Genomic DNA, 22148 nt, shown 5'->3' with positions numbered 1-22148 from the left:
TTGTTGATTACTTCGGAACATGTTCATTTTATCGGTATCGGCGGCTACGGGATGAGCGCGATTGCTCGGGTCATGCTGGAGATGGGTTATACCGTGACTGGCTCAGATGTGGCATCACAGGAGCTGACAGAAAAACTGGCGGCAAAAGGCGCAAAAATATATATTGGACACACACCTGAGCATATTGCAGGCGCGGATATCGTCGTCTATTCAACAGCATTGTCACGTGACAATGTGGAGCGGGTGGCAGCGGAGGAATTGAATATTCCAACTCTGCATCGTTCGCAGATGCTGGCTCGCTTGCTTAACGAACGTAAGGGAATAGCTGTTGCGGGTGCGCACGGTAAAACGACAACCTCTTCCATGATCGCTCTGGTTATGGAAAGATGTAACGTTGATCCAACGTATATTATTGGCGGCGAAATCACGAATTTGGGGACGAATGCCAAAGCAGGTAAAAGCGAGTTTGTCGTTGCTGAGGCGGATGAGAGTGATGGTTCTTTCCTGCAATATCATCCTTGGCAAGGCATTGTAACCAATATTGAAGCGGATCATTTGGAAAATTACGATGGCGACTTTAATCGTCTGAAAAGTGCCTATGTACAGTTTTTGAGTCAAATTCGACCGGATGGAGCGGCTATTGTATGTGCAGATGATCAGAACATCCGGGAAATGTTGCCTCAGCTCCAGACTCGGGTCATTACTTATGGAGTGGAGCATGAAGCGGATTATATGGCGACAGATATCCAATTAGGTGACCGTCGATTAAGCTTCACTATGAGTCGTAAAGGAACAGCACTCGGAACGATCGAACTATCAGTGCCGGGTAAACATAACATGTATAATGCGATGGCTACTGTGATATCCTGTTTGGAAGCAGGGATTCCATTCGATCAAATCGCTGCTACTATTGTAGAATTTCACGGAGCGAAGCGTCGTTTTCAAGTACTAGGAGAAAGCAATGACATACTGATTATTGATGACTATGCGCATCACCCAACAGAGATTGAGGCTACGATTAGCGCAGCGAGAGCGACTGGCAAGCGTATTATTGCTGTATTCCAGCCGCAACGTTATAGCCGCACCTTTTTCCTGCTCGATGCGTTTAGCCGTGCGTTTAGCGAGGCTAGTGAAGTCATCATTACCGATATTTATTCACCAGCGGGAGAAAAACAGATTGAAGGCGTGCATTCTTCCAAGCTCGTGGATTTAATCGTCCAAAACAGCAATGCTAATGCAATCTATTTGCCGACCAAAGAAGCCGTGATCGAGGAGTTGAAAGATCGATTACAGCCGGGTGATCTTGTGCTGACGATGGGAGCGGGAGATATCTGGAAAGCAGGTGACGCGTTAGCGCGCCATCTTCGCGGACAGCAAGTGTAATACGTATAAAAAAGAGCTGTTACGCCAATGAATTACATTTATTCAAGGGTATTCCGAACACGACTGTGTTTCGGGATACCTTTTTTTGTAATGCTGGGGCATATATTCTTAGCTTGACTCATACAACAGACTATGAGGAAGTATGGGACAAGGGGGGAGTGCATCCATGAACAAGACCAAGATGACATTCCGGTTCGACCAACAGTTGCCGGAGACAAGCCGGGAGGATAAGCTACAGGTGCTTCCGTACAAAAACGAGTCGATTACGAACGAACAGCGTGAAACTGATAACCCGCAAAAAGGAACGGAACGGATTAGAGGAATGAAGAAAAATACTGTAACTACGCAAGAAGCAGAGCTCAATGAGCCTGAGGATCTGAATAAACGCATTTCAAGTCGGCGCTTTGCTCCGACATTAAGAGTACAAGAGGGATGGGATGACCCCTTTGGCCGTTCGGCGGCTTCTTGGTCAGATGCGGACGTTCTACCAGATAGCCTAGAAGAGAATGAGGAAGCTTATCATTCTGGCCAAGAGTACAGAAAACGTCCGCCCCACCCTTCTAGATGGAAACTGGTTGGTTCTGTAGCCAGCGCACTGGTGACCGGGGGGATGTTTGGATATATTATGTTGTTACTGTTTAACGGAGGAGGCATGGTCCCGGGAGCAGATCCCTCAGTAGAGGAGGCTGTACCGGTCTTTAAAGAATCCGTTGGTGTGGATGCAATATCTGCAAAAGAGAATTCTGTCCCTGTCACTGTCATAGAGGCTCAGGTACCTCCACAAACCTACTATTTGCTGCAATATGGGGTTTTCAGCACTCCAGAACGGGCCTTACAAGCAAAAGAAGAACTGTTGAAAGCAGGCATTGCAGCAGGAGGGGATACCGAGGACCAAAACCGGGTATATGCAGGAATATCACCGGATAGGGAGCAAGCCAAGTTGCTCAGCAATCAGTTGAAAATACAAGGAGTCGAATTGTATGTTCGTGAGCTTGAATTGCCTGGATTCGAAAAAGCGGCTTACGGAGGCCAAGGCGATAAACTCACTGGCTTTTTTCAGTTAAGTAGTTCATTGGTGGGTAAGTTGAGCGGACTTTCCTCAACCTTGCTGGGAGAAGGAGGTGCGAATACGGTGCCAGCCTCCGACATGAAGGAGCTGAACGACCTGCATCAGCAGTGGACACAAACTATCACTGCACTTCCTACCGGTCTTCCAAAGGAAGCGGTTGCTTCCGCAACCTCACTTGAAAAGGCGATGAACAGCGCGATCTCTGCACTTGGGGAATATAATAAGAATACAGCCAAGGAACACATTTGGGAGATTCAGTCCTCCATGATGGAATATGTTTTGCGTGAGAAGGAATTTATCCAATTCATAAAACAATAGACTAGCCATATTTTCCGGCAAGGAACTGGAAATAGTTCCCCATGCCGGATTTCTGTTTGTATTGCAGTACAAATCACCGTATAATAATGAAGGTGTCAAAAAATGGCGAGGGAAGATCAGGATGAAAAAAAATGTAGGAATGCTTATACTGTTTTTGTTGCTCGGTTGGCTCCTGGGTGCATGGATTGCCAAAGCCCTTCAATCGATCAAATTCCTTTCCTTTCTGACCCACCCCACTAGGATATCTTGGTCGCCGAGAGCGGACCTGGATATTATCAGCTACAACATAACGATAAATTTTGAATTGAGCCTGCTTAGTCTGATCGGCATCATTGCCGCGTTCTGGCTGTACCGCAGGCTCTAACTGATGAAAAGGAGCTTCCCTTATGGACGGGAAAATTACGCCCCGCATTATTCTGGCATCGACTTCACCAAGAAGGAAGGAATTACTCGCATTTTTGAGACTCCCCTTTGAGGTGGTGCCGAGTCATGCGGATGAGAGCACGCCTGAGAGCTGGACGCCTCAGCAAATCGTGGAGACCCTTGCGGCACGCAAAGCCGAAGCGGTCGTGAACACCGCCACTCAGTCGAAGGAAGCCGGACTGGTGATTGGCAGTGATACCATTGTCGTGCTGGATGGTTCGGTACTGGGCAAGCCTGCCGACCATGCGGACGCGGTTCGCATGCTGACTGCATTGCAGGGAAGAACACACCGTGTGTACACCGGGGTAGCCTGCATACATACCGGAACCGGCGAAATGCTTGTCAGACATCGCCAAACGGAGGTTACAATGAAGCCTCTGAGTCAAGAGCAAATTGTGGCATACGTGAATACTGGTGAACCGTCTGATAAAGCAGGAGCGTATGGCATTCAAGGCATGGGTGCTACGCTGGTGGAATCTATTCAGGGTTGTTATTTTAACGTCGTAGGATTGCCGCTTTCCTTGCTGTCGGACATGCTGTCCGATTTTGGAGTGAATGTGTTGCGTCCATAAAGGGGATAAACATATGCTGGAGTCGCCAATACTGATGCTTCGCGACCTCCCCCATGAAGAACGACCAAGAGAGCGCATGATGACATATGGGGCGGATGCCTTAAGCAACGCGGAGTTGCTGGCAATATTGCTGCGTACAGGAACGCAAAATGAGTCTTCGGTACATTTAGCGCAGCGTATTTTGCAGCAGGCAGGAAATTTGCGTCAACTGGTGGATATGAGCTTGAGCGAGTTGACCCAGATTAAGGGCATTGGGGATGCTAAAGCGATACAGCTAAAAGCGGGTATCGAACTGGGGCGTCGATTAGCATTGTCTCGCCATTTGGAGACCCCGGTGATTAGTTGCCCGCGGGATGTGGCAGATCTGTTGTTTGAGCAGCTTCGTTATTTGCAGAAAGAGCATTTTGTATGCTTGTTCCTTAACACTAAAAATCATGTCATTGCTCAGGAAACACTATCTATGGGTAGCCTGAATTCTGCCATCGTGCATCCTCGTGAAGTATTTCGGGCAGCAATCAAATGCAGCAGTGCTTCAATAATTTGCGCTCATAACCATCCGAGCGGTGATCCGAAGCCAAGCCCAGAGGATGTTCAGTTGACTCGCCGCCTGATGGAAGCGGGCAACATCGTGGGTATCGACGTGCTTGATCATATTGTGATCGGGGACGGGACCTTTGTAAGTTTGAAGGAACAAGGTCTGATATAATATAATATTTAAATCAAACATTTAAACACGACCGGATAATCCGGCCTGAATAAACCGTTTATACATGGATAACAGATTTCAGGGAAGAGAAAAGGAGATTACATCATGCTGGGTGGCTTTACAAAAGATTTGGGAATAGATTTGGGGACGGCAAACACGCTTGTATACGTAAGAGGTAAAGGAATTGTGGTTCGTGAACCATCTGTAGTTGCTTTGCGTACAGATACAAAAACCATTGAGGCTGTTGGTGAATCTGCGAAAAAAATGATCGGTCGCACACCGGGAAATATCCGTGCGATTCGTCCGATGAAGGATGGTGTCATTGCTGATTTTGATACAACAGCAACGATGATCAAATATTTTATCCGTCAGGCGCAAGCCCAACGCTCTTTGTTTCCACGTCATCCGAACGTGATGGTTTGTGTGCCTTCAGGCATTACTGCAGTGGAGCAGCGTGCTGTTGAAGATGCGACGAAGCAAGCAGGTGCAAGAGAAGCATATACGATAGAGGAGCCGTTTGCAGCAGCAATTGGCGCTGATCTTCCTGTATGGGAGCCAACAGGAAGTATGGTTGTCGATATCGGTGGAGGTACAACTGAGGTGGCAGTCATCTCCTTGGGCGGGATTGTAACAAGCCGCTCCGTGCGTGTGGCTGGCGATGAAATGGACGAGTCCATCATCCAATACGTGAAGCGCCAATACAATCTGATGATTGGTGAACGGACTTCAGAGCAACTGAAGATGGAAGTTGGTTCAGCTATGCCATTAGAGCAAGTGGAAACCTCGGAAATCCGCGGACGTGATCTGGTAACAGGTTTGCCGAAGACGATCACGATTACTTCTGATGAAATTAGCGAAGCGTTATCGGATACAGTCAATGCAATTGTGGATGCGGTCAAAGTAACACTGGAAAAATGCCCTCCCGAGTTGGCAGCGGACATCATGGATAGAGGAATCGTACTAACTGGTGGTGGAGCACTTCTGCGTAATCTGGACAAGCTGTTGGCAGGTGAAACCGGAATGCCGGTGATCGTAGCGGAAAATCCTCTGGATTGTGTGGCAATCGGTACAGGTAGAGCGCTGGAAAATATTCATTTGTTCAAATCGCGCAGCAGTTCTGCCGTCCGTTCCAAACGTTGAATCGGGGGTGTAGGAACTGTTTAAGCTGTTTGGCAATAAAAGACTATTTGTTCTATTGATCGGAATCGTTCTGTTTATTGCCCTTATGGGGATTACACTTGGACAGAGAAATTCCTTAACCTGGCCCGAGAAGTTCGCCAGAGATTCAATTGGCTTTGTGCAAGGTATCTTTTACAGGCCCGCTTCAGCAATAGCGGGCTTCTTTGAAGATATCGGAAATATGCGCAGCATCTACGAAGAAAATGAACGATTAAAAATTGCTGTAGCAAAGCTGACTCGTGACCAGATTCAGACCCATAATTATGTTGAAACAAATGCCAGACTGCAGAATGAACTGAAGTTCACCCAAACGCAAAAGGCGAAAAATAATTATGATTATCGTGTTGCTCAAGTGAACAGTGTCAGCAATGATTCCAAAACGCTTGTGATCGATATTGGTGAGAAGGACGGAGCGAAGGTTGGTCAGGAAGTCAGTTCGCTTGAAGGATTTGTAGGAGTCATTAGTCAAACGGGGAATTTTACGTCCACCGTTACACTGTTGACTACACTGGATCCTAAAAATCCGAATTCTTATGCCATTGCAGCGACAGTCTTGGGCAAGGAAAATCAATCGTTTGGTATGATTGAAAGCTATGATCCGGGTACGAACAGATTTCAAATGACTCGCATTGAGGAAAAAGATCCAATCGCAAAGGGTGATCAGATTATTACGTCTGGTGCAGGCGGGAAATTCCGCAAAAACCTAATGATCGGAACGGTAGAGAAGATTCAGGTTGGGGAGTTTGGCAAAACACGGACAGCGATTATTAAACCGGCAGCCAGCTTTGTGGATTGGAAAGAATTGCTCATCCTCTACACTCCTGAGGTACCGGAATAATGAAGATGCGCGGTCAGGTTCTAATACTGCTGCTGTTTGTACTGTTTATAGCTGAAGGGACGATTCTTCCGTGGCTTCTTCCGGATAGTTGGCATTCAAGAATGGTTCCGAATTTTGTGTATGTCGTGATCTTGTTTGTGTCTGTGTATTACAGCCGTCATACAGCATTGGTGCTAGGTATTGTTTTTGGACTTATTCATGATGTAGTGTTCTACGGGTTTATCATTGGACCTTATTCTTTTGCAATGGGGTTGTCTGCATACTTATTGGGGCTTGTTTTTACAGCTCGACGTGCGCAGATGCCCATTATGATGGCAGCCGTGTTGATTGGTAGTTTCCTGCTGGATTCTATGCTATTTGCCATTGATCAGCTGTTCCAGCTGAATCATCAGACTTTCAACTGGGCACTTGCTCAATATATGATTCCTGATTTATTTATCCATTTTCTGTTCGCCCTCATCATTTATGTCCCAGTTCGCAAGCAATTGCAGCGTTTGGGTACCCGTGTGAAAAAGGAAGAGGCCGTCTAGGTCTTTTTACACACATTTTGTCCGGGTTAGCAGGGATTTGACGTCCCGGGGACGAAATGATTGAGATAGGAGGGACAGGCTAATGGCGGCGAAATCGAATCATGTCACGATTAAAGGCATCAAAGATGGCCTGGTATTCCTGCTGGACGATCAATGCGAGTTTGAGGATTTGCTAGGTGAGCTGCGTTTTAAGCTGGAGCACAGTCATCAAAATATTTTAACAGGCCCGATCATTCATGTGGATATTAAGCTGGGAAGCCGAGAAGTGACAGAGGAACAGAAGGAAAGTATTCTGGAGATCTTGAAGCAAAAGGGGAATCTGCTCATCAGGTCTGTAGAATCACCTGGACTGCCTGTGGAAGTGCAGGGAAAGCCCCCTATTCACACGGTGACAGGGATTATCCGTTCTGGTCAAGTGCTTCATCACAATGGGAACCTACTCTTTTTGGGAGATGTAAACCCGGGCGGAATTATAACATGTACTGGTGATATTTATGTCCTCGGCGCTTTGCGAGGCATGGCGCATGCAGGGATGGAGGGAAATAGTGAAGCGATCATTGCGGCTTCCTATTTTGCACCGACACAGCTGCGAATTTCCGAAATGATCAGCCGTCCACCAGACGAATGGGAGACACGTGAATCCGGTATGGAATTTGCGTATCTCAAGGATGGCGCTATGCAAATAGATAAAATGAGCAATATTGTGCGTCTGGGCCGCGATTTTAACGTGTTCAAAGGGGTGTAGCACATGGGAGAGGCTATCGTCGTCACTTCAGGAAAAGGCGGCGTCGGCAAAACGACGACGTCAGCCAATATAGGAACAGCGCTTGCACTGCTCGGCAAGAAGGTATGTTTGGTGGATACGGATATCGGTTTGCGTAATCTAGACGTTGTAATGGGTCTGGAAAACCGGATTATTTATGACCTTGTTGATGTAGCGGAAGGTCGTTGCCGTTTAAATCAGGCACTGGTTAAGGACAAGCGTTTTGAGGAGCTGTATATGCTGCCAGCCGCTCAAACCAAGGACAAGAGTGCTGTTACGCCGGAGCAAGTTAAGGATATTATTTTGGAGCTTAAAAAGGATTTTGAATATATATTGATCGACTGCCCTGCGGGTATTGAACAGGGCTTTAAAAATGCCATTGCCGGGGCCGATCAGGCCATTGTTGTGACCACCCCGGAAAATGCAGCCGTACGCGATGCAGACCGGGTAATTGGTTTACTGGAAAGCTCACATGTGGTATCACCCAAGCTGGTGGTTAACCGCATTCGCAATAGCATGGTTAAATCCGGAGATATGTTGGATATTGATGGGATTTTACAAGTGCTTAGCATAGACCTTATTGGGATTGTGCCGGATGATGAAATGGTAATTAAAGCCGCTAATACAGGGGAGCCTACCGTTATGAATCCAGATTCACAGGCCGCGATTGCTTATCGTAACATTGCGAGACGAATCTTGGGCGATACAGTGCCCCTCATGCAGCTAGACCAAAAGAAAAGCGTGATGACACGCTTTAAGAAGTTTTTTGGTATGGGTGGATGAGAAAATTGTAATACTAGACACTTAAATAAGTGATAATCTTATTTAAGTGTTTTTGGTTTATCTTTTTAAATTCCTATAATACGGTTTCTCAAAATTTAGGGTCACTACATAAATATCATAAATACAAAACATATCCGGTGCGCTAGCGCCGGTTTTTTTGATTTTTAGGTGCGTAATCCCGAACCGGACAACATAAGTTGAAGCCCGTCCTCATAAGATGTATCAAACATACCTCGCTGAGGGGGCTGAACAGGATGAATAAAAATTCCGGAATCAAGCAGCGCAGAGAAGAACGTATACAGCAGCTAATCGCGGGAAGCAAAGCGGAGACGTATCCCTCTGGCATATATCAGAACAGGCACGGGGATAAAGATATGAAGTCGATGCCTATAGACAGTGCCAACTCGCCCAGAGACCCAGAAACTGAGTGGAAAAATGAGCGGCAACGCTGGCAGCAATCTTTTGGGACGAATCGTGGTCCGTCTTTTTGGACTTCCTTTTGGCGAAGATCAGTCATAGCAACGGTGTTATTTGGAATGGTATGGGGAATGTTTCGTTGGGATATTCCCTATGCAGTGAATTTGAGAATGTTTATTGCGGATGCCTTGAATAAGGATATGGATTTTGCAGCCGTCGGACAATGGTATGAAACTTATTTTGACGGAGCACCTTCCTTTTTGCCGATTTTTGGCGAGGAGCATGAAACGCACAAGGTAGACGCAAGTCGAAAGGGCTCTCCACCGATTGAAGGCAATATAACACAACCTTTTGTACTGAGCCTTAAAGGGGTAGAAATTACGCCGAATGTTACCGATAACGGGGCAATCGCTGTTAAAAGTATAGATGCAGGTCGAGTATTAGACATATTAAATCATCCCAAAAGCGGGATTTCGATTACAATTCGACACACTGGCGGTATCACAGCAACTTACGGAAGGCTTTCCCGCTCTACCTTAAAAGTGAACGACTGGGTTCAGGAGGGAGATGAGATCGGTGTACTGCCAGCAAGTCACAGCGGCAGCGAGGCGGCGACTTTGTTTTTGGCAGTTCAAAGAGGGGATCAATACATTGACCCGTCGGAAGTGGTAGCCCTTGATTAATGTCCGAGGGGTGACCTTATCACTACATCCACTGTTTGTATTGGTTATGCTGACCTCTATATTAACGGGACATTTTATCGAGATCATAACCTTATTTACATTGGTGTTTATTCATGAGCTAGGCCATGCGACAGCTGCTTCGTTGTTGGGTGCGCGGGTGCTTTCCATACAGATGTTACCCTTTGGAGGAGTGGCGGTCATTGAGGATCAGGGGAAGCTCAATGCGTGGAAGGAGATTGTCATTGCGCTAGCGGGCCCCCTGCAAAACGGAATCATGATCATCATCCTTTTGTGGTTCAGAAATGTGAGTGGACTGGAGTATGATTATGTAAATTATATCATTCAGGGGAATGCAGTTATTGCACTGTTTAATTTGCTGCCCATTTTACCACTTGACGGTGGAAAAATATTGCAGGCACTGATTAGCTTATCTTGTTCTTATCACCGCACATTAGTGTGGACTTTTAGAGCCAGTATCGTAACGAGTTTGCTATTTTGTATATATGGTATTTCGCCGTTGTTAAGGCAAAATGGACCTATCCATTTAAATCTGCTAGCGGTAGGGATTTTTTTGCTTTATTCTAATATTGTGGATTATCGGAATATCCCTTACCGTTTTATACGGTTTTTGCTGGGGAGGGACGAGCTTTTTTACCACGAAGTAGCTAAGGGAAGTATTGCCTTACCTATTGTATCCCTGCCAGTGAAACATTTGGAGCCTATTTTGCGTCTTTTCAGAAGAGATCGGTATCATATGGTTTATGTTATGAATGAACAGGGACGGATTGTAGCCGTATTGCCGGAGCAACGTCTTATTCGCTCTTATTTTGCGACACGCCCGCCAGATGGTGGAGAACCCAAGCCCAAATAATGTTTTATGAGTTAAGGAAGAGGCTGTATCCAGAGAGGTTGAAAAACCATGAAGCAAATGATTGTACAATGCCAGCAGCAGATGACCCAAATGGCGCTGTTGGAAGAGGGACGATTGGTTGAATATGCGGCTGAACTACCGCGAAAACGGGGAATTTTAGGTTCTTTTTTCAAAGCGAGGGTGGTCAATGTGCTACCAGGTATGCAAGCCGCCTTTGTTGACATTGGACAGCGAAAGAATGCCTTTTTGTATGTAGATGACGTACTTCATGCTCATTTGGACAAGCAGCCGGAGGTAAAGCCATCCATTTCTGAAGTGTTAAAGGTAGGGCAGGAAATTGTAGTGCAGGTATTAAAAGAGGCTGTTGGTAGTAAAGGAGCCAGGGTCACCACTCATTTTTCACTTCCGGGTCGCTGGATCGTATATATGCCCCGTGCTGATTATGTGGCCGTATCTAAGAAGATCGAACGTGAGGGCGAACGTACCCGTTTGAAAGCAATGGGAGAGCAGCTACGCACAAGTGAGGAAGGACTCATAATCCGTACCGTTTCGGAGGACATGAGTATAGAGGCGATTGAAAATGATTTAAATCAACTGCGTAAGCAGTGGGTGGCTATTCAGCGTAAAGCTGGTGAACACTCGGCTCCGTGCGAATTACACCGGGATTTAAGTATTGTTCAGCGGTTGATTCGGGATGTGTTTACACCTGAACAGGATGAACTGGTCATTGACAGTGAAGAGCAAGCAAAGGATGCAGAAATAATGCTGCAACAGATCGGTCCTGCGAAAGCTCATGTAAGTATATTTCGTGGTCCAGAAGAAACAATTTTCAAAGCTTATGGCATTCATGAGCAGCTGGAACGCGATTTTGCGCGAAAGGTATGGCTGCAGGGCGGCGGATACATTGTCATTGATCATACGGAGGCATTAACCGTCATTGATGTGAATACCGGGAAGTTTACGGGAGGCAGTAATCTGGAAGAAACGGTGACCCGGACTAACATTGAAGCAGCTGAAGAGATTGCCCGCCTGGTACGTGTGCGTGATATTGGTGGTATCATCATCATTGATTTTATTGACATGGAACAAGAGGAGAACCGTCGGGAAGTATCCTCTGTGCTGGAAGCAAGATTGAAGAAGGATCGGACCAAATCTTATGTTGTCGGTTGGACGCGGTTAGGTTTGCTGGAAATGACCCGCAAAAAAGTGCGTGAGGAAAAGACGCTCGTGTAGAGGATGCGTAACCAAAAATCATTTTAAAACTAAAGGTTGAATGTGTACCAAGCTTGTGCTACAATCATTTAGTATGTGTGATGCGTAAGATTGGCTGCACATGCTGTAACCGCTCCAATCAGGTACTGAAGTGCAGTATCCTAAGGGAATCTGCCACCTGCTATTAGGCGAGTCTGAGACATAAGGAGGTGCAAGCAAATGTACGCAATTATCGAAACAGGTGGTAAGCAATACAAAGTTCAAGAGGGCGACGTATTGTTCATCGAGAAGTTGGAAGCTAATGATGGTGAAACTGTAACGTTCGATCGTGTTCTGGCAGTGTCCGGCGACAATGGCTTGACAGCAGGTACACCGCTTCTTTCTGGAGCTTCTGTAACAGCTAAAGTTGAGAAGCATGGTCAAGGTCAAAAGGTCATCGTATACAAATACAAACCTAAAAAGAACTACCATGTGAAGCAAGGTCATCGTCAACCGTACACGAAAGTGACGATTGAAAAAATCCAAGCGTAAGAGGGTGCGATAAGTGATTATCGTGCGTATTACACGACTGGAGGATGGCAGCATACAGGGGTTTTCCGTTAAAGGACATGCAAATTTCGCTAAATCTGGCGAGGATATCGTATGTGCTGGCGTTTCGGCGGTAACAGTAGGAACTGTCAATTCGATTGGAGCTCTTACGGACGTTGAGATGGAAACGGAAATGGAAAACGGCTTTTTAAGCGCGTATCTTTCTCCTGAAAGTTATCATGATGCGAACGCACAGGTTCAACTGTTGCTGGAGTCCATGGTGATTATGCTGACAAGTATTGCTGAATCATACGGTAAGTATATTCAAATAGAAAATAATCAAAGAAGGAGGTAGACATCATGTTGAAATTGACATTGGATCTTCAATTATTCGCATCGAAAAAAGGTGTAGGTTCCACAAAAAACGGACGTGACAGTAAATCGAAACGTCTTGGAGTGAAACGTGCTGACGGTCAAGCAGTTACCGGCGGTAGCATCCTGGTTCGTCAACGCGGAACGAAAATTCACCCGGGCACGAACGTGGGCATCGGTAAGGACGACACTCTGTTCGCGAAAGTGGACGGCGTTGTGAAGTTCGAACGTTGGGGCCGTGATCGCAAAAAGGTGAGCATCTACCCGATCGACGTTGCTCCAGTAGCAGCTACTGTAGAAGCTTAATAGCGGCTTAGACACGCTGAAAAGCCTCCGGCACTTTTGTCGGAGGCTTTTTTGCATGATGGTAATGAACTGGAAAGTTAGTCTGTGCTATACTGGATTAAGGTTCTTTAATAATCCATTTAATTTCGCAGAACGGAGAGAAGCCATGTTCCAGCGGATAAGAGCGCCTTATCTGGCGTTGGGTTCCATTCTGATTCCTTTGGTTTTTTCACTGCTCTATCCTAAAGTATTAACGATTATCTTATTAGCAGTATGGTCTGTAGTTGCTGCATGCTTTGGTATGTGGTATACGCAAAGACAGGTTGAGTATGAACGGAAAGCTGCTTTGCGTTCTTTTGAACGTACAGCGATTTCAATGCTTAACCATCATCGGCATGACTGGATGAATGACTTACAGGTGCTTTATGGATATATTCGTATGAATAAGCATGATAAATCTGTTGCTTATGTGGAAACAATAAAAGGGCGCGTGGCGGAAGACAGTAAAATATCTAAGTTGGGTATTCCCTCACTGGTGTTTTATTTGCAGTCTTTTCGCGTGAACGCCGGTAATTTACAATTGTCGGTACAGGTTGAGGAGCAGTTAAAGTTAGACGCTGTCATGTCTCCCGAAGACGGCGAGTCGCTTGCCTCGGCCGTCATAGAAACGGTGCGTGCGTATCAATATGGCGGGGGCCGGTCGTCCTGGGGAGAAGTGCGCAGATTGACACTTTTTTTCGGTATGGATCAGAATGATGTTATCGTCCGTTTTGAAGGAAGTGACATACCTGCGGATTTGAATATCCTAAAGCAGGTCAGATCCGTACCCGGAAGTAAACGCATTCGAACAGAGAAGCTTCCTACGGGCGAAATGCTTCAAATTCGGATGCAGTGCCAGACATAAGGAAGGTGTAACCATGTTTGTAGATAAAGCGAAGATTTTTGTTAAAGGCGGTGACGGTGGAGACGGATTAATTGCGTTTCGCCGTGAGAAATACGTTCCTGAAGGTGGCCCAGGTGGTGGTGACGGAGGGAACGGTGGAGATGTAATTTTCCGTGTGGATGAGGGTTTGCGTACCTTGATGGATTTTCGGTACCAACGTCATTTTAAAGCCCAGCGTGGAGTAAAAGGTCGCAACAAAAGCCAACACGGAGCCAATGCGGAGCACATGATCGTACGTATACCACCGGGAACGGTCATCATAGATGATGATACTGGTGAAGTAGTAGCAGATATGACACGTCATGGTCAACAAGTCGTCGTAGCTAAAGGAGGACGCGGAGGACGCGGGAACATCCGTTTTGCTACGCCGAGTAATCCAGCGCCTGAGTTGGCTGAGAACGGTGCAGAGGGACAAGAACGTTATATCACGCTTGAGTTAAAAGTAATGGCTGACGTAGGTTTGGTCGGGTTCCCTAGTGTTGGGAAGTCTACCTTGTTGTCGGTTGTATCTTCCGCAAAACCGAAAATTGGGGCCTACCACTTTACAACGATTACTCCGAATCTGGGTGTTGTGGATGTGGGTGATCATCGTAATTTTGTGATGGCGGATTTGCCTGGTTTGATTGAAGGAGCTCATGAAGGTATTGGGCTGGGACATGAATTTCTGCGGCACATTGAGCGCACGCGTATTATTATCCATGTCGTGGATATGGCGGGCTCCGAAGGACGTGACCCGTTTGAAGATTGGACTAAAATTAACGACGAATTGAAGCAATATAATGCAGCATTGGCTGAGCGTCCGCAAATTGTAGCGGCCAATAAAATGGATATGCCAGAAGCTGAAGAAAACTTGGCTCACTTCAAAGAGAAGATTGCTTCTATACGTCCTGATCTTGAAGTCATGCCTATTTCCTCACTGACACGTCAAGGTGTGAAGGAACTGCTCTACCGGGCTGCTGATTTGTTGGATCAAATACCGGACGAGCCAGTTGTTGAGGAAGTAGCAGAAGTCAATGAACGTAAGGTATTTAAGCTGGATACAGCAGAAGACGATGGCTTTACAATTGTACGTGAAAACGACACATTCGTGGTGCAGAGCCCTAAAATTGAGCGCATGATGAAGCGCATGCAGTTGAACTCGCATGATGCCATTTTGAAATTAGCAAGAACGTTACGCCACATGGGTGTGGATGCTGAGTTACGCAAGCGTGGCGCCAAAGATGGTACATCTGTACGCATTGCTGATTTCGAGTTCGAATTTGTTGAAGGCAGCAGCTACTACTAAAAATCAAATAAAGGTCTAAAACCTGAACGGTTACTGTACTATAGGAAACTCTATAGAAGGCAGTAGCCGTTTTTTGCATTGTTAGCTTGCCGATTTTCATGAGTTTCGATATAATGTCCTCTATACAAAAACATAAGTCTTTGAGGAGAGGACGTTCTTGAAAGAGCGCTATTACTTGGTACGGGAAGATATTTTGCCTGAAGCTATTGTTAAGACCATACAGGTGAAACTGCTGCTGGCTTCAGGAGATGTTAAAACCGTGCATGATGCCGTGGAGCAAGTTGGGCTAAGCCGAAGCGCCTTTTATAAATATAAGGATGGCATACATTTGGTTAACCAGCTGGAGCGTGAGCGAATTGTCAATATCTCTATTGATTTAGAACATCAATCCGGAATGTTGTCCAGGGTGCTTGGCAGAGTGGCTGATTTCGGAGGCAATGTGCTGACGATCCAGCAAAGCATTCCACTGCAAGGCAGAGCCAACGTAGTTATCTCGGTAGAAATGTCCAGACTCAGTGAAGAGTTGGGTGTTCTACTGGAGGGCTTGGAGGACATCTCTGGAGTCAAACGTGTTCGCCTGATTGGGCAAGGTTAAGGCAATACAGTTCATTAGATATAAGTTTGCGGGAGGGGAATGGATGAAACCGGTCAAAGTAGGATTGTTAGGTTTGGGGACGGTAGGAACGGGAGTCGTTCGAATCGTAGAAGGCAATCAGGAAGATTTGAGCAGACAAGTCGGTTCACCGATCATCATTGAAAAAATAGCTGTAAAAAACATAGAAAAATATCGTTCCATTGAAGTGGACACGGCCAAGCTTACTGAGGACCCATGGGAAGTTATTCGAGACCCTGAAATTGATGTAATTATCGAAGTCATGGGCGGGGTTGATCAGACGAAGGAGTACATTCTTGAAGCGTTGGAGCGGGGTAAACACATCGTAACAGCTAACAAGGACTTAATGGCTTTGCACGGTTCTGAAGTATTGGCAAAGGCGCAGGAAAAGCAATGTGATATTTTTTATGAAGCTAGTGTAGCAGGCGGTATCCCGATTATTCGTACACTCATTGAAGGTTTCTCCTCCGACCGTATTACCCGCATTATGGGGATTGTGAACGGTACGACCAACTTTATTTTAACAAAAATGAGTCAGGAAGGGGCCTCGTACGAGGAAGTTCTCAAGGAAGCGCAGGAGCTTGGGTATGCTGAATCCGATCCGACCTCAGACGTGGAAGGACTGGATGCAGCTCGTAAAATGGCAATTCTCGGCACGCTCGGTTTCCGCTCTAATGTAGAGCTCAAGGATGTAAGTGTCAGTGGCATTTCAAAGGTAACCAGTGAAGATATTGCTTTTGCTAAAAAACTAGGATATGAAATGAAATTGCTCGGCATTGCAGAGCGTCAGGGTGATGAATTTACGATTAATGTTCAGCCGACCATGGTACGCAAGCAGCATCCATTGGCTTCGGTGAACGGGGTATTCAACGCGGTGTATGTGCATGGTGAAGCAGTGGGTGAAACCATGTTTTATGGTGCGGGTGCAGGTGAAATGCCGACGGCAACATCGGTTGTAGCTGATTTAGTAGCTGTAGTGAAAAATCTCAAACTTGGTGTCAATGGGCTTAAAGCCATCGTTCCTTACAACCCTAAAAAAATTAGTAACGACGAAGATGTGTATTTCAAAAACTTCGTGCTTCTGCATGTGGATGATAAAGCAGGGGTGTTGGCACGGATTACGCAAGTATTTGCTGAATTTAATGTCAGTCTGGCATCTGTTGTGCAGCAACCGAATGAGGTTAACCCCGATGCTGAAATTATTATCGTGACTCATTTAGCCAGTAAAGCGAGTATGAAAAAGGTTTTGGAGCATTTTGAAACTTTAGACGTCATTCGTCGCATCAAGAGCGTATATCGAGTAGAGGGATAGTCAATAAAAGCAGGAGGAATTGTCTGTATGACCGTTTTAAAAACAGCAAGAGTGCGTGTGCCTGCGAGTACGGCCAACTTGGGTCCCGGCTTTGATACATTGGGCATGGCATTGTCCTTATATGCATGGATTGAAATGAAGGAGGCCGAACAGACGGCTTTTCATTTATACGGAGATGAAATGAATGGTGTTCCCCAAGATAAAACTAATCTGATTTTCAAGGTAGCACAAATGGTTTTTCGGGAAGCAGGTGTATCTGTTCCTGAGCTCGATATTTCGATGTACTCTGATATTCCGCTGACTCGTGGTTTGGGCAGCAGTGCTTCTGCTATTGTGGGCGCCTTGGTCGCTGCCAATACGTTGATTGGCTCGCCTCTGCCGAATTCCAAGCTGTTCGATATGGCAAGCGCCATTGAAAAACATCCGGACAATGTTGGGGCTTCCCTGTTTGGTGGTATTATTACAGCGATGTGGGACGGCGAGCATGCTAGGCATTTACGGCTTGAACCAGATGCCAATCTGGAGGTTATGGTAGTTATTCCAGATTTTCAGCTGTCCACGTCGAAAGCCAGAGAGGTTCTACCCGCTCATGTATCGTTGAAGGATGCTGTATATAATATAAGTCATGCTTCCATGCTGGTAGCAGCATTGGCGTCAGGACGAACCGATTTAATCGCCGAAGCGATGCGTGATCAGCTTCATCAGCCTTACCGCGCGGCACTTGTGCCAGGTATGACAGAGATCTTGCAGGATGCGCACCATTATGGTGCTTTGGGTGTGGCTCTAAGTGGGGCTGGACCAACGTTGCTGGCATTGACAGATCGGCGGGAAAATCGGAAAGCAGAGCTGGAGCAGTATTTAACGGATACCATGAACAAAGAGGGGATCACTGCTTCTGTTTTAAAATTGCGCCCTGAGAATGAAGGAGTTAAAGTATATACAGAAGGGAATACTCTCTCTTTTATGGATATGATTAAAGGGGAACTTACGATATGAAACGAATTGCACTTCTTCCTGAGGGGACTGTTTCTCATGAAGCGATTAAGTATTTGTTAGGAGATACGTCCCATGAATTACTTTTTTACAAACATATTGCGGACGTATTTCAGGCAGTAGACAAGGGTCAGGCAGACTATAGTGTAATTCCCATTGAAAATACGATTGATGGCTCTGTAAGTTTGCATATGGATTGGCTTGTACATGAAGTAGACATTCAAATGCAGGCGGAATGGGTATATCCTTCAATTCAAAATCTTATTGGTCATCGCAGTGAATTTACGAAGGATTTGGACAAGCTGGATTTGAGCAAAGTGGTCAAAATTATGTCTCATCCTGTGGCGCTTCCCCAGTGTAAAGAATTCATACAGGCTTCCGCTCCTCAGGCCGAGTTGGAGAGTGCAGGAAGTACGGCAGAAGCCGTCGAAATTGTTAAACATAACCCCGGTAAAGGCTGGACCGCTCTCGGAACCAAGCTTGCGGCTGCCAAACACGGATTGGATATTTTGGCCAGCAAAGTGACGGATCACGATAACAACTTTACCCGCTTTGTCTTGATCGGTCATCAACCTATAAGTCTCCCGGGTACGCCTGAAGGTCAGCGAACCAGTATTTTGGTCACGCCGCCGCAGGATTTCCCGGGAGCGCTGCATCAGGTTTTATCCGCATTTGCATGGCGCAGGTTAAATCTGTCCCGTATTGAATCGCGTCCGACCAAAAAGCAATTGGGGAATTATTATTTTTACATTGAAGTTTTGGAATCTCTGCATTCCGTGCTGCTTCCGGCAGCCTTTGCAGAGATCGAGGCTTTGGGGTGCCATGTACGTGTTCTTGGCTCTTATCCAAGCTACAAGTATGTTGAAGCAGCGATCGAACCTATTTTAAAGGAACATTAATCGGAGGTGTGGTTTTAATGGCAGAACAATGGATCTATCTGGATGGGCAGCATGTGACTAAGGAAAACGCAAAGGTTTCCGTATATGATCATGGATTCTTGTACGGAGACGGTATATTTGAGGGCATTCGTATCTATAACGGGAATGTTTTTAAATGTAAGGAGCACTTGGAGCGTCTGTATGATTCTGCGAAATCCATTCAGTTAAACATTCCTTTGTCTCCTGATGAAATGTTGGAAGCAATGGCTGAAACGATTCGTCTTAACGAAATGCGTAACGGATATATCCGTCTGATTGTATCCCGAGGTGCAGGAAATCTAGGTTTAGATCCTCTTCGTTGTGCGAAGGCGAGTGTCATCATTATCGTGGAGCAGCTCGCCATTTACCCGGAAGAAGCTTACTTGACTGGCCTGAAGACAATTTCTGTCTCTCAGCGTCGCAACATCCCAGACGCTTTGAATCCGAAGATTAAATCATTGAACTATCTCAACAATATCCTCGTGAAGATCCAGTCTAACTATGCTGGTGTAGGTGAGGCTATTATGCTCAATTCCCAAGGGTATGTGACGGAAGGCTCTGCGGACAACATTTTCATTGTCAAAAACGGAGTGTTATATACACCTCCTTGCTATTTGGGGGCGCTTGAAGGGATTACTCGTAATGCTATTATCGATTTGTGTGCTAAGCTTGGATACCCCCTTAAGGAACAACCTTTTACACTGCATGATGTATATGTTGCGGACGAGGTGTTTTTTACAGGAACTGCGGCAGAAGTTATTGCAGCTTATGAAGTGGATGGTCGTACGATCGGCTCCGGCGTTGCTGGCCCAGTGACTTTGAAGCTCTTGGCTGAGTTCCGTAAGATTGTGGATCAGGATGGCTACAAAGTGTGGCAGGACTAAAATAAAACCGAATCCTTTTAACTGAATGCTCGCGTGAGTATTCGGTTAAAAGGATTTTTTTGTTTGTATGGGGTCATTCGCCCGGGAGGTGCATAGGATGTAATAACAGAAGCCGGGCGTTTATCCCGCCCGAACGAAAGTCTAGGAGGTTTGTGACCTGTGAAAATACACATCGTCAAAAAAGGTGACACTCTGTACTTGCTGGCACAGAAGTATAATGTGACGCTGGAGAAAGTTATTGCCGCCAATCCCCAATTGGCAGACCCTAATCAGTTGAGTATCGGCGAGAAAATTAAAATTCCAACAGACCCTGTTACGATGGAAACACAGCCGTCAACGGTATATCAACACAAGGTTAAGCAAGGAGATTCATTGTGGAAATTGTCCAAGGCGTGGAACGTACCGCTTAAGCTAATTATTGATGCCAATTCCCAGCTTAAAAACCCGAACGCACTTCTGGTTGGAGAAACAGTTAATATTCCACACTACAAAGAAGAGACGTCTGATTTTACGGAGAATAAAAAAAATACCGCAGTCAAAGAAGAGATGACACAGCCTAAACCTGAATCCCCAACCAAGCAAGAACTTACCCAGCCCAAGGAGGAGTTAACGCAGCCTAAGCAGGAAAATATGCCTAGCCCCAAAGAAGAGATGACACAGCCGAAAGAAACAGTGAATCCTCCTAAGCTTCCTGAATTAAAACTGCCTGAAGTTCCTATGGCACCCGTAAATCCTGCTCCACCTCAAATGCAGCCCATAGTTACTCCACCTGCTCCACCTCAAATGCAACCTATAGTTACCCAACCCATCGCATCTAAGCCACAGCTTCCTATAACTATTGTGAAGCAACCTGTAGCTGAAAAATTTTGCGGCTGCACAAAATCGGAGCCGATGGTAAATTCCGAGTGGTCGATACAACAGCCGACATTTGATTATAGCCCACAAATAAATGCAATGCCGAACTCGTGGTATCCGGGGATTGAGTCTCCTCAAACTTGGGGGAATGCGCCTATAAATACCTCCTTAGCAGAACACGCCTCTCCTACTGTAGTTTCTGATAAGGGCTATCATCATGATTGTGAGCATCCATGGTGCTGGGGGCCTGTGCAGACACCACCTATAAATGCCCATCCAACACCTTATCCTGCCTATTCAGATTGCTGCGCCCCTGGATATTATCCGAGTCATGAGGCGTCTGAAAATGCATCCTACCCTGTCTATCCTCCATTTATCCATCAAGGGCATCCACAGCAGTATCCAGAGAGTACAGTCCAGGGCAGTCAATGGAGCCAGGCATGGGGAGGACCTCCATATGGTTCGCCTGCGGGTGGGCACGTGTCCGACTATAGCCAACTACAAGGACAACAATCTGCGAATTCCCCTTATCATCCGTTTGCGCATGGGAATGCACCTATGTATCCATTAGAGGGATATACAACACCCTACATGTTTATGCCAGACTGTGGATGCCGGGAAGAGAACGTCCAGTCGGCACCAGCAATTCCAGGATCGCAGGAGATTGGTAACAATCTGACTATTGCATCCCAAAATGAAGTTGGTTCTTCTTCTAAATCAAAGGATCGTAGCGTGCGTAAAGGTAAATCAAAAGACAGCTCTGGCAGTACATCCAAAGAAGAGACATCCAAAGCCAAGGTTTCCAGTAAAAATGCTACTAATAAAAAGCAAAAATCCGGCTCCTCATCCTATAATGCACGTTCGCGTAAAAATCCGTGGATTAAGGACTGACGTGGCTATATGTAAAAGGAGAGGAACCTCCTGGTAGTGCCCGGCTTTATTATTCATTAAGAGGAAGAAATGAATGTTAAAGAGACTGTTATTCTGCTTGTGGGAATAATGGTCTCTTTATTTAAATGCATTAATTCTAAAGATGAGAAAATAATTTAAAAAAGGTGTTGCCTATTAGCGTAATTTTGTGGTATATTCTTATAGCTGTCTTTTGCAAGATAGTTAGCAACACGAAAACAAAGCAGAATTGATTAAAAAATTCTTTTAAAAAAAGTGTTGCAAAGACTTAGAAAACATGATATATTATTTAAGTCGCCGCTGAGATGCGGTGGTGAAACAGAGTAAGATATTATGTAGGTTTGATCTTTGAAAACTGAACAACGAGTGAGTAAAACGATTTTGCTTGCAAAATCAAACAAGAGATATTTTATCTCGTCAGTTTCAACATGAGCTTATCGCTCTTTCTATAAACCAACTTCGGTTGGTCTTTAATGGAGAGTTTGATCCTGGCTCAGGACGAACG

General features: G+C 45.8%; 24 protein-coding genes and 1 other annotated feature. All 24 genes read left to right on the top strand.

All coding sequences use genetic code 11. The features are described 5' to 3' along the window. Positions 1 to 3: 3 nt before the first annotated feature. Positions 4 to 1383: a UDP-N-acetylmuramate--L-alanine ligase gene (gene murC, locus NLX74_RS14360; protein WP_013311605.1), complete on the top strand. Its 1380-nt coding sequence runs from the start codon at positions 4 to 6 to the stop codon at positions 1381 to 1383. A gap of 166 nt (positions 1384 to 1549) precedes the next feature. Continuing rightward, a complete protein-coding gene (locus NLX74_RS14355; RefSeq protein WP_254329128.1) occupies positions 1550 to 2770 on the top strand; it encodes an SPOR domain-containing protein in 1221 nt (406 codons plus the stop codon). A gap of 121 nt (positions 2771 to 2891) precedes the next feature. Beyond that, positions 2892 to 3134, top strand: a complete 243-nt coding sequence (locus NLX74_RS14350) for a DUF4321 domain-containing protein (protein ID WP_023989955.1) — start codon at positions 2892 to 2894, stop codon at positions 3132 to 3134. 22 nt (positions 3135 to 3156) lie between these two features. Further along, positions 3157 to 3765 (top strand): Maf family protein, encoded by a 609-nt coding sequence (locus NLX74_RS14345; protein ID WP_061828812.1) that lies wholly within the window; start codon positions 3157 to 3159, stop codon positions 3763 to 3765. 13 nt (positions 3766 to 3778) lie between these two features. Beyond that, the gene (radC, locus tag NLX74_RS14340; protein ID WP_025722728.1) at positions 3779 to 4471 is read left to right on the top strand and encodes a RadC family protein; all 693 of its coding nucleotides are present in this window, start codon (positions 3779 to 3781) and stop codon (positions 4469 to 4471) included. Between the two features lie 105 nt (positions 4472 to 4576). Beyond that, positions 4577 to 5611, top strand: coding sequence for a rod shape-determining protein (locus NLX74_RS14335; protein ID WP_013311600.1), 1035 nt, complete (start codon positions 4577 to 4579; stop codon positions 5609 to 5611). Between the two features lie 55 nt (positions 5612 to 5666). Continuing rightward, entirely contained in the window at positions 5667 to 6488 is an 822-nt protein-coding gene (mreC, locus tag NLX74_RS14330; RefSeq protein WP_023989952.1) for a rod shape-determining protein MreC, read from the top strand. Next, entirely contained in the window at positions 6488 to 7018 is a 531-nt protein-coding gene (mreD, locus tag NLX74_RS14325; protein WP_023989951.1) for a rod shape-determining protein MreD, read from the top strand. Before mreC ends, mreD begins: the two co-directional genes overlap by 1 nt. Positions 7019 to 7100: 82 nt before the next feature. Beyond that, complete coding sequence (gene minC / locus NLX74_RS14320) at positions 7101 to 7763, top strand: septum site-determining protein MinC (protein ID WP_254329127.1); 663 nt, start codon at positions 7101 to 7103, stop codon at positions 7761 to 7763. Between the two features lie 3 nt (positions 7764 to 7766). Further along, a complete protein-coding gene (minD, locus tag NLX74_RS14315; protein ID WP_061828810.1) occupies positions 7767 to 8564 on the top strand; it encodes a septum site-determining protein MinD in 798 nt (265 codons plus the stop codon). Positions 8565 to 8818: 254 nt separating this feature from the next. After that, positions 8819 to 9664: a peptidoglycan DD-metalloendopeptidase family protein gene (locus tag NLX74_RS14310; RefSeq protein WP_235308621.1), complete on the top strand. Its 846-nt coding sequence runs from the start codon at positions 8819 to 8821 to the stop codon at positions 9662 to 9664. Further along, a complete protein-coding gene (locus NLX74_RS14305) occupies positions 9657 to 10535 on the top strand; it encodes a M50 family metallopeptidase (RefSeq protein WP_165179233.1) in 879 nt (292 codons plus the stop codon). The genes NLX74_RS14310 and NLX74_RS14305 overlap by 8 nt, the downstream gene beginning before the upstream one ends. A 48-nt stretch (positions 10536 to 10583) precedes the next feature. Further along, a complete protein-coding gene (locus tag NLX74_RS14300) occupies positions 10584 to 11768 on the top strand; it encodes an Rne/Rng family ribonuclease (RefSeq protein ID WP_235308623.1) in 1185 nt (394 codons plus the stop codon). A 97-nt stretch (positions 11769 to 11865) separates the two neighbouring features. After that, positions 11866 to 11953, top strand: a sequence feature (ribosomal protein L21 leader region). Positions 11954 to 11966: 13 nt separating this feature from the next. After that, the gene (gene rplU, locus NLX74_RS14295; protein WP_013311592.1) at positions 11967 to 12278 is read left to right on the top strand and encodes a 50S ribosomal protein L21; all 312 of its coding nucleotides are present in this window, start codon (positions 11967 to 11969) and stop codon (positions 12276 to 12278) included. Between the two features lie 13 nt (positions 12279 to 12291). Further along, positions 12292 to 12630: a ribosomal-processing cysteine protease Prp gene (locus NLX74_RS14290; protein WP_013311591.1), complete on the top strand. Its 339-nt coding sequence runs from the start codon at positions 12292 to 12294 to the stop codon at positions 12628 to 12630. Between the two features lie 5 nt (positions 12631 to 12635). Continuing rightward, entirely contained in the window at positions 12636 to 12953 is a 318-nt protein-coding gene (gene rpmA, locus NLX74_RS14285; RefSeq protein ID WP_039272574.1) for a 50S ribosomal protein L27, read from the top strand. Between the two features lie 145 nt (positions 12954 to 13098). After that, on the top strand, positions 13099 to 13836 hold the full coding sequence (locus NLX74_RS14280) for a Spo0B domain-containing protein (RefSeq protein WP_061828886.1): 738 nt from the start codon (positions 13099 to 13101) through the stop codon (positions 13834 to 13836). A gap of 13 nt (positions 13837 to 13849) precedes the next feature. Beyond that, entirely contained in the window at positions 13850 to 15160 is a 1311-nt protein-coding gene (gene obgE, locus NLX74_RS14275; protein WP_235308625.1) for a GTPase ObgE, read from the top strand. 157 nt (positions 15161 to 15317) lie between these two features. Further along, complete coding sequence (locus NLX74_RS14270) at positions 15318 to 15755, top strand: ACT domain-containing protein (RefSeq protein ID WP_013311587.1); 438 nt, start codon at positions 15318 to 15320, stop codon at positions 15753 to 15755. Between the two features lie 43 nt (positions 15756 to 15798). Continuing rightward, the gene (locus NLX74_RS14265; RefSeq protein ID WP_069290208.1) at positions 15799 to 17085 is read left to right on the top strand and encodes a homoserine dehydrogenase; all 1287 of its coding nucleotides are present in this window, start codon (positions 15799 to 15801) and stop codon (positions 17083 to 17085) included. A gap of 27 nt (positions 17086 to 17112) precedes the next feature. After that, entirely contained in the window at positions 17113 to 18081 is a 969-nt protein-coding gene (gene thrB, locus NLX74_RS14260; RefSeq protein WP_254329126.1) for a homoserine kinase, read from the top strand. After that, the gene (pheA, locus tag NLX74_RS14255; RefSeq protein ID WP_029518431.1) at positions 18078 to 18977 is read left to right on the top strand and encodes a prephenate dehydratase; all 900 of its coding nucleotides are present in this window, start codon (positions 18078 to 18080) and stop codon (positions 18975 to 18977) included. The genes thrB and pheA overlap by 4 nt, the downstream gene beginning before the upstream one ends. A gap of 17 nt (positions 18978 to 18994) precedes the next feature. Then, positions 18995 to 19879, top strand: a complete 885-nt coding sequence (gene ilvE, locus NLX74_RS14250; protein WP_254329125.1) for a branched-chain-amino-acid transaminase — start codon at positions 18995 to 18997, stop codon at positions 19877 to 19879. A 159-nt stretch (positions 19880 to 20038) separates the two neighbouring features. After that, positions 20039 to 21625 (top strand): LysM peptidoglycan-binding domain-containing protein, encoded by a 1587-nt coding sequence (locus NLX74_RS14245; RefSeq protein ID WP_254329124.1) that lies wholly within the window; start codon positions 20039 to 20041, stop codon positions 21623 to 21625. Positions 21626 to 22148: the final 523 nt, after the last annotated feature.

The organism is Paenibacillus sp. MZ03-122A (assembly GCF_024213325.1).
GTDB lineage: Bacteria > Bacillota > Bacilli > Paenibacillales > Paenibacillaceae > Paenibacillus > Paenibacillus polymyxa_B.
The sequence above is the reverse complement of the archived record's forward strand: the minus strand, read 5'-3'. Positions and strand labels throughout refer to the sequence as shown.

What these genes read in the sequence shown, in the direction of transcription:
- NLX74_RS14355 (WP_254329128.1), top strand. Translation starts at nt 1,550, where the DNA reads ATGAACAAGACCAAGATGACATTCCGGTTCGACCAACAGTTGCCGGAG.
- NLX74_RS14350 (WP_023989955.1), top strand. Translation starts at nt 2,892, where the DNA reads ATGAAAAAAAATGTAGGAATGCTTATACTGTTTTTGTTGCTCGGTTGG.
- NLX74_RS14345 (WP_061828812.1), top strand. Translation starts at nt 3,157, where the DNA reads ATGGACGGGAAAATTACGCCCCGCATTATTCTGGCATCGACTTCACCA.
- radC (WP_025722728.1), top strand. Translation starts at nt 3,779, where the DNA reads ATGCTGGAGTCGCCAATACTGATGCTTCGCGACCTCCCCCATGAAGAA.
- NLX74_RS14335 (WP_013311600.1), top strand. Translation starts at nt 4,577, where the DNA reads ATGCTGGGTGGCTTTACAAAAGATTTGGGAATAGATTTGGGGACGGCA.
- mreD (WP_023989951.1), top strand. Translation starts at nt 6,488, where the DNA reads ATGAAGATGCGCGGTCAGGTTCTAATACTGCTGCTGTTTGTACTGTTT.
- minC (WP_254329127.1), top strand. Translation starts at nt 7,101, where the DNA reads ATGGCGGCGAAATCGAATCATGTCACGATTAAAGGCATCAAAGATGGC.
- minD (WP_061828810.1), top strand. Translation starts at nt 7,767, where the DNA reads ATGGGAGAGGCTATCGTCGTCACTTCAGGAAAAGGCGGCGTCGGCAAA.
- NLX74_RS14310 (WP_235308621.1), top strand. Translation starts at nt 8,819, where the DNA reads ATGAATAAAAATTCCGGAATCAAGCAGCGCAGAGAAGAACGTATACAG.
- NLX74_RS14300 (WP_235308623.1), top strand. Translation starts at nt 10,584, where the DNA reads ATGAAGCAAATGATTGTACAATGCCAGCAGCAGATGACCCAAATGGCG.
- rplU (WP_013311592.1), top strand. Translation starts at nt 11,967, where the DNA reads ATGTACGCAATTATCGAAACAGGTGGTAAGCAATACAAAGTTCAAGAG.
- rpmA (WP_039272574.1), top strand. Translation starts at nt 12,636, where the DNA reads ATGTTGAAATTGACATTGGATCTTCAATTATTCGCATCGAAAAAAGGT.
- NLX74_RS14280 (WP_061828886.1), top strand. Translation starts at nt 13,099, where the DNA reads ATGTTCCAGCGGATAAGAGCGCCTTATCTGGCGTTGGGTTCCATTCTG.
- obgE (WP_235308625.1), top strand. Translation starts at nt 13,850, where the DNA reads ATGTTTGTAGATAAAGCGAAGATTTTTGTTAAAGGCGGTGACGGTGGA.
- NLX74_RS14265 (WP_069290208.1), top strand. Translation starts at nt 15,799, where the DNA reads ATGAAACCGGTCAAAGTAGGATTGTTAGGTTTGGGGACGGTAGGAACG.
- thrB (WP_254329126.1), top strand. Translation starts at nt 17,113, where the DNA reads ATGACCGTTTTAAAAACAGCAAGAGTGCGTGTGCCTGCGAGTACGGCC.
- pheA (WP_029518431.1), top strand. Translation starts at nt 18,078, where the DNA reads ATGAAACGAATTGCACTTCTTCCTGAGGGGACTGTTTCTCATGAAGCG.
- ilvE (WP_254329125.1), top strand. Translation starts at nt 18,995, where the DNA reads ATGGCAGAACAATGGATCTATCTGGATGGGCAGCATGTGACTAAGGAA.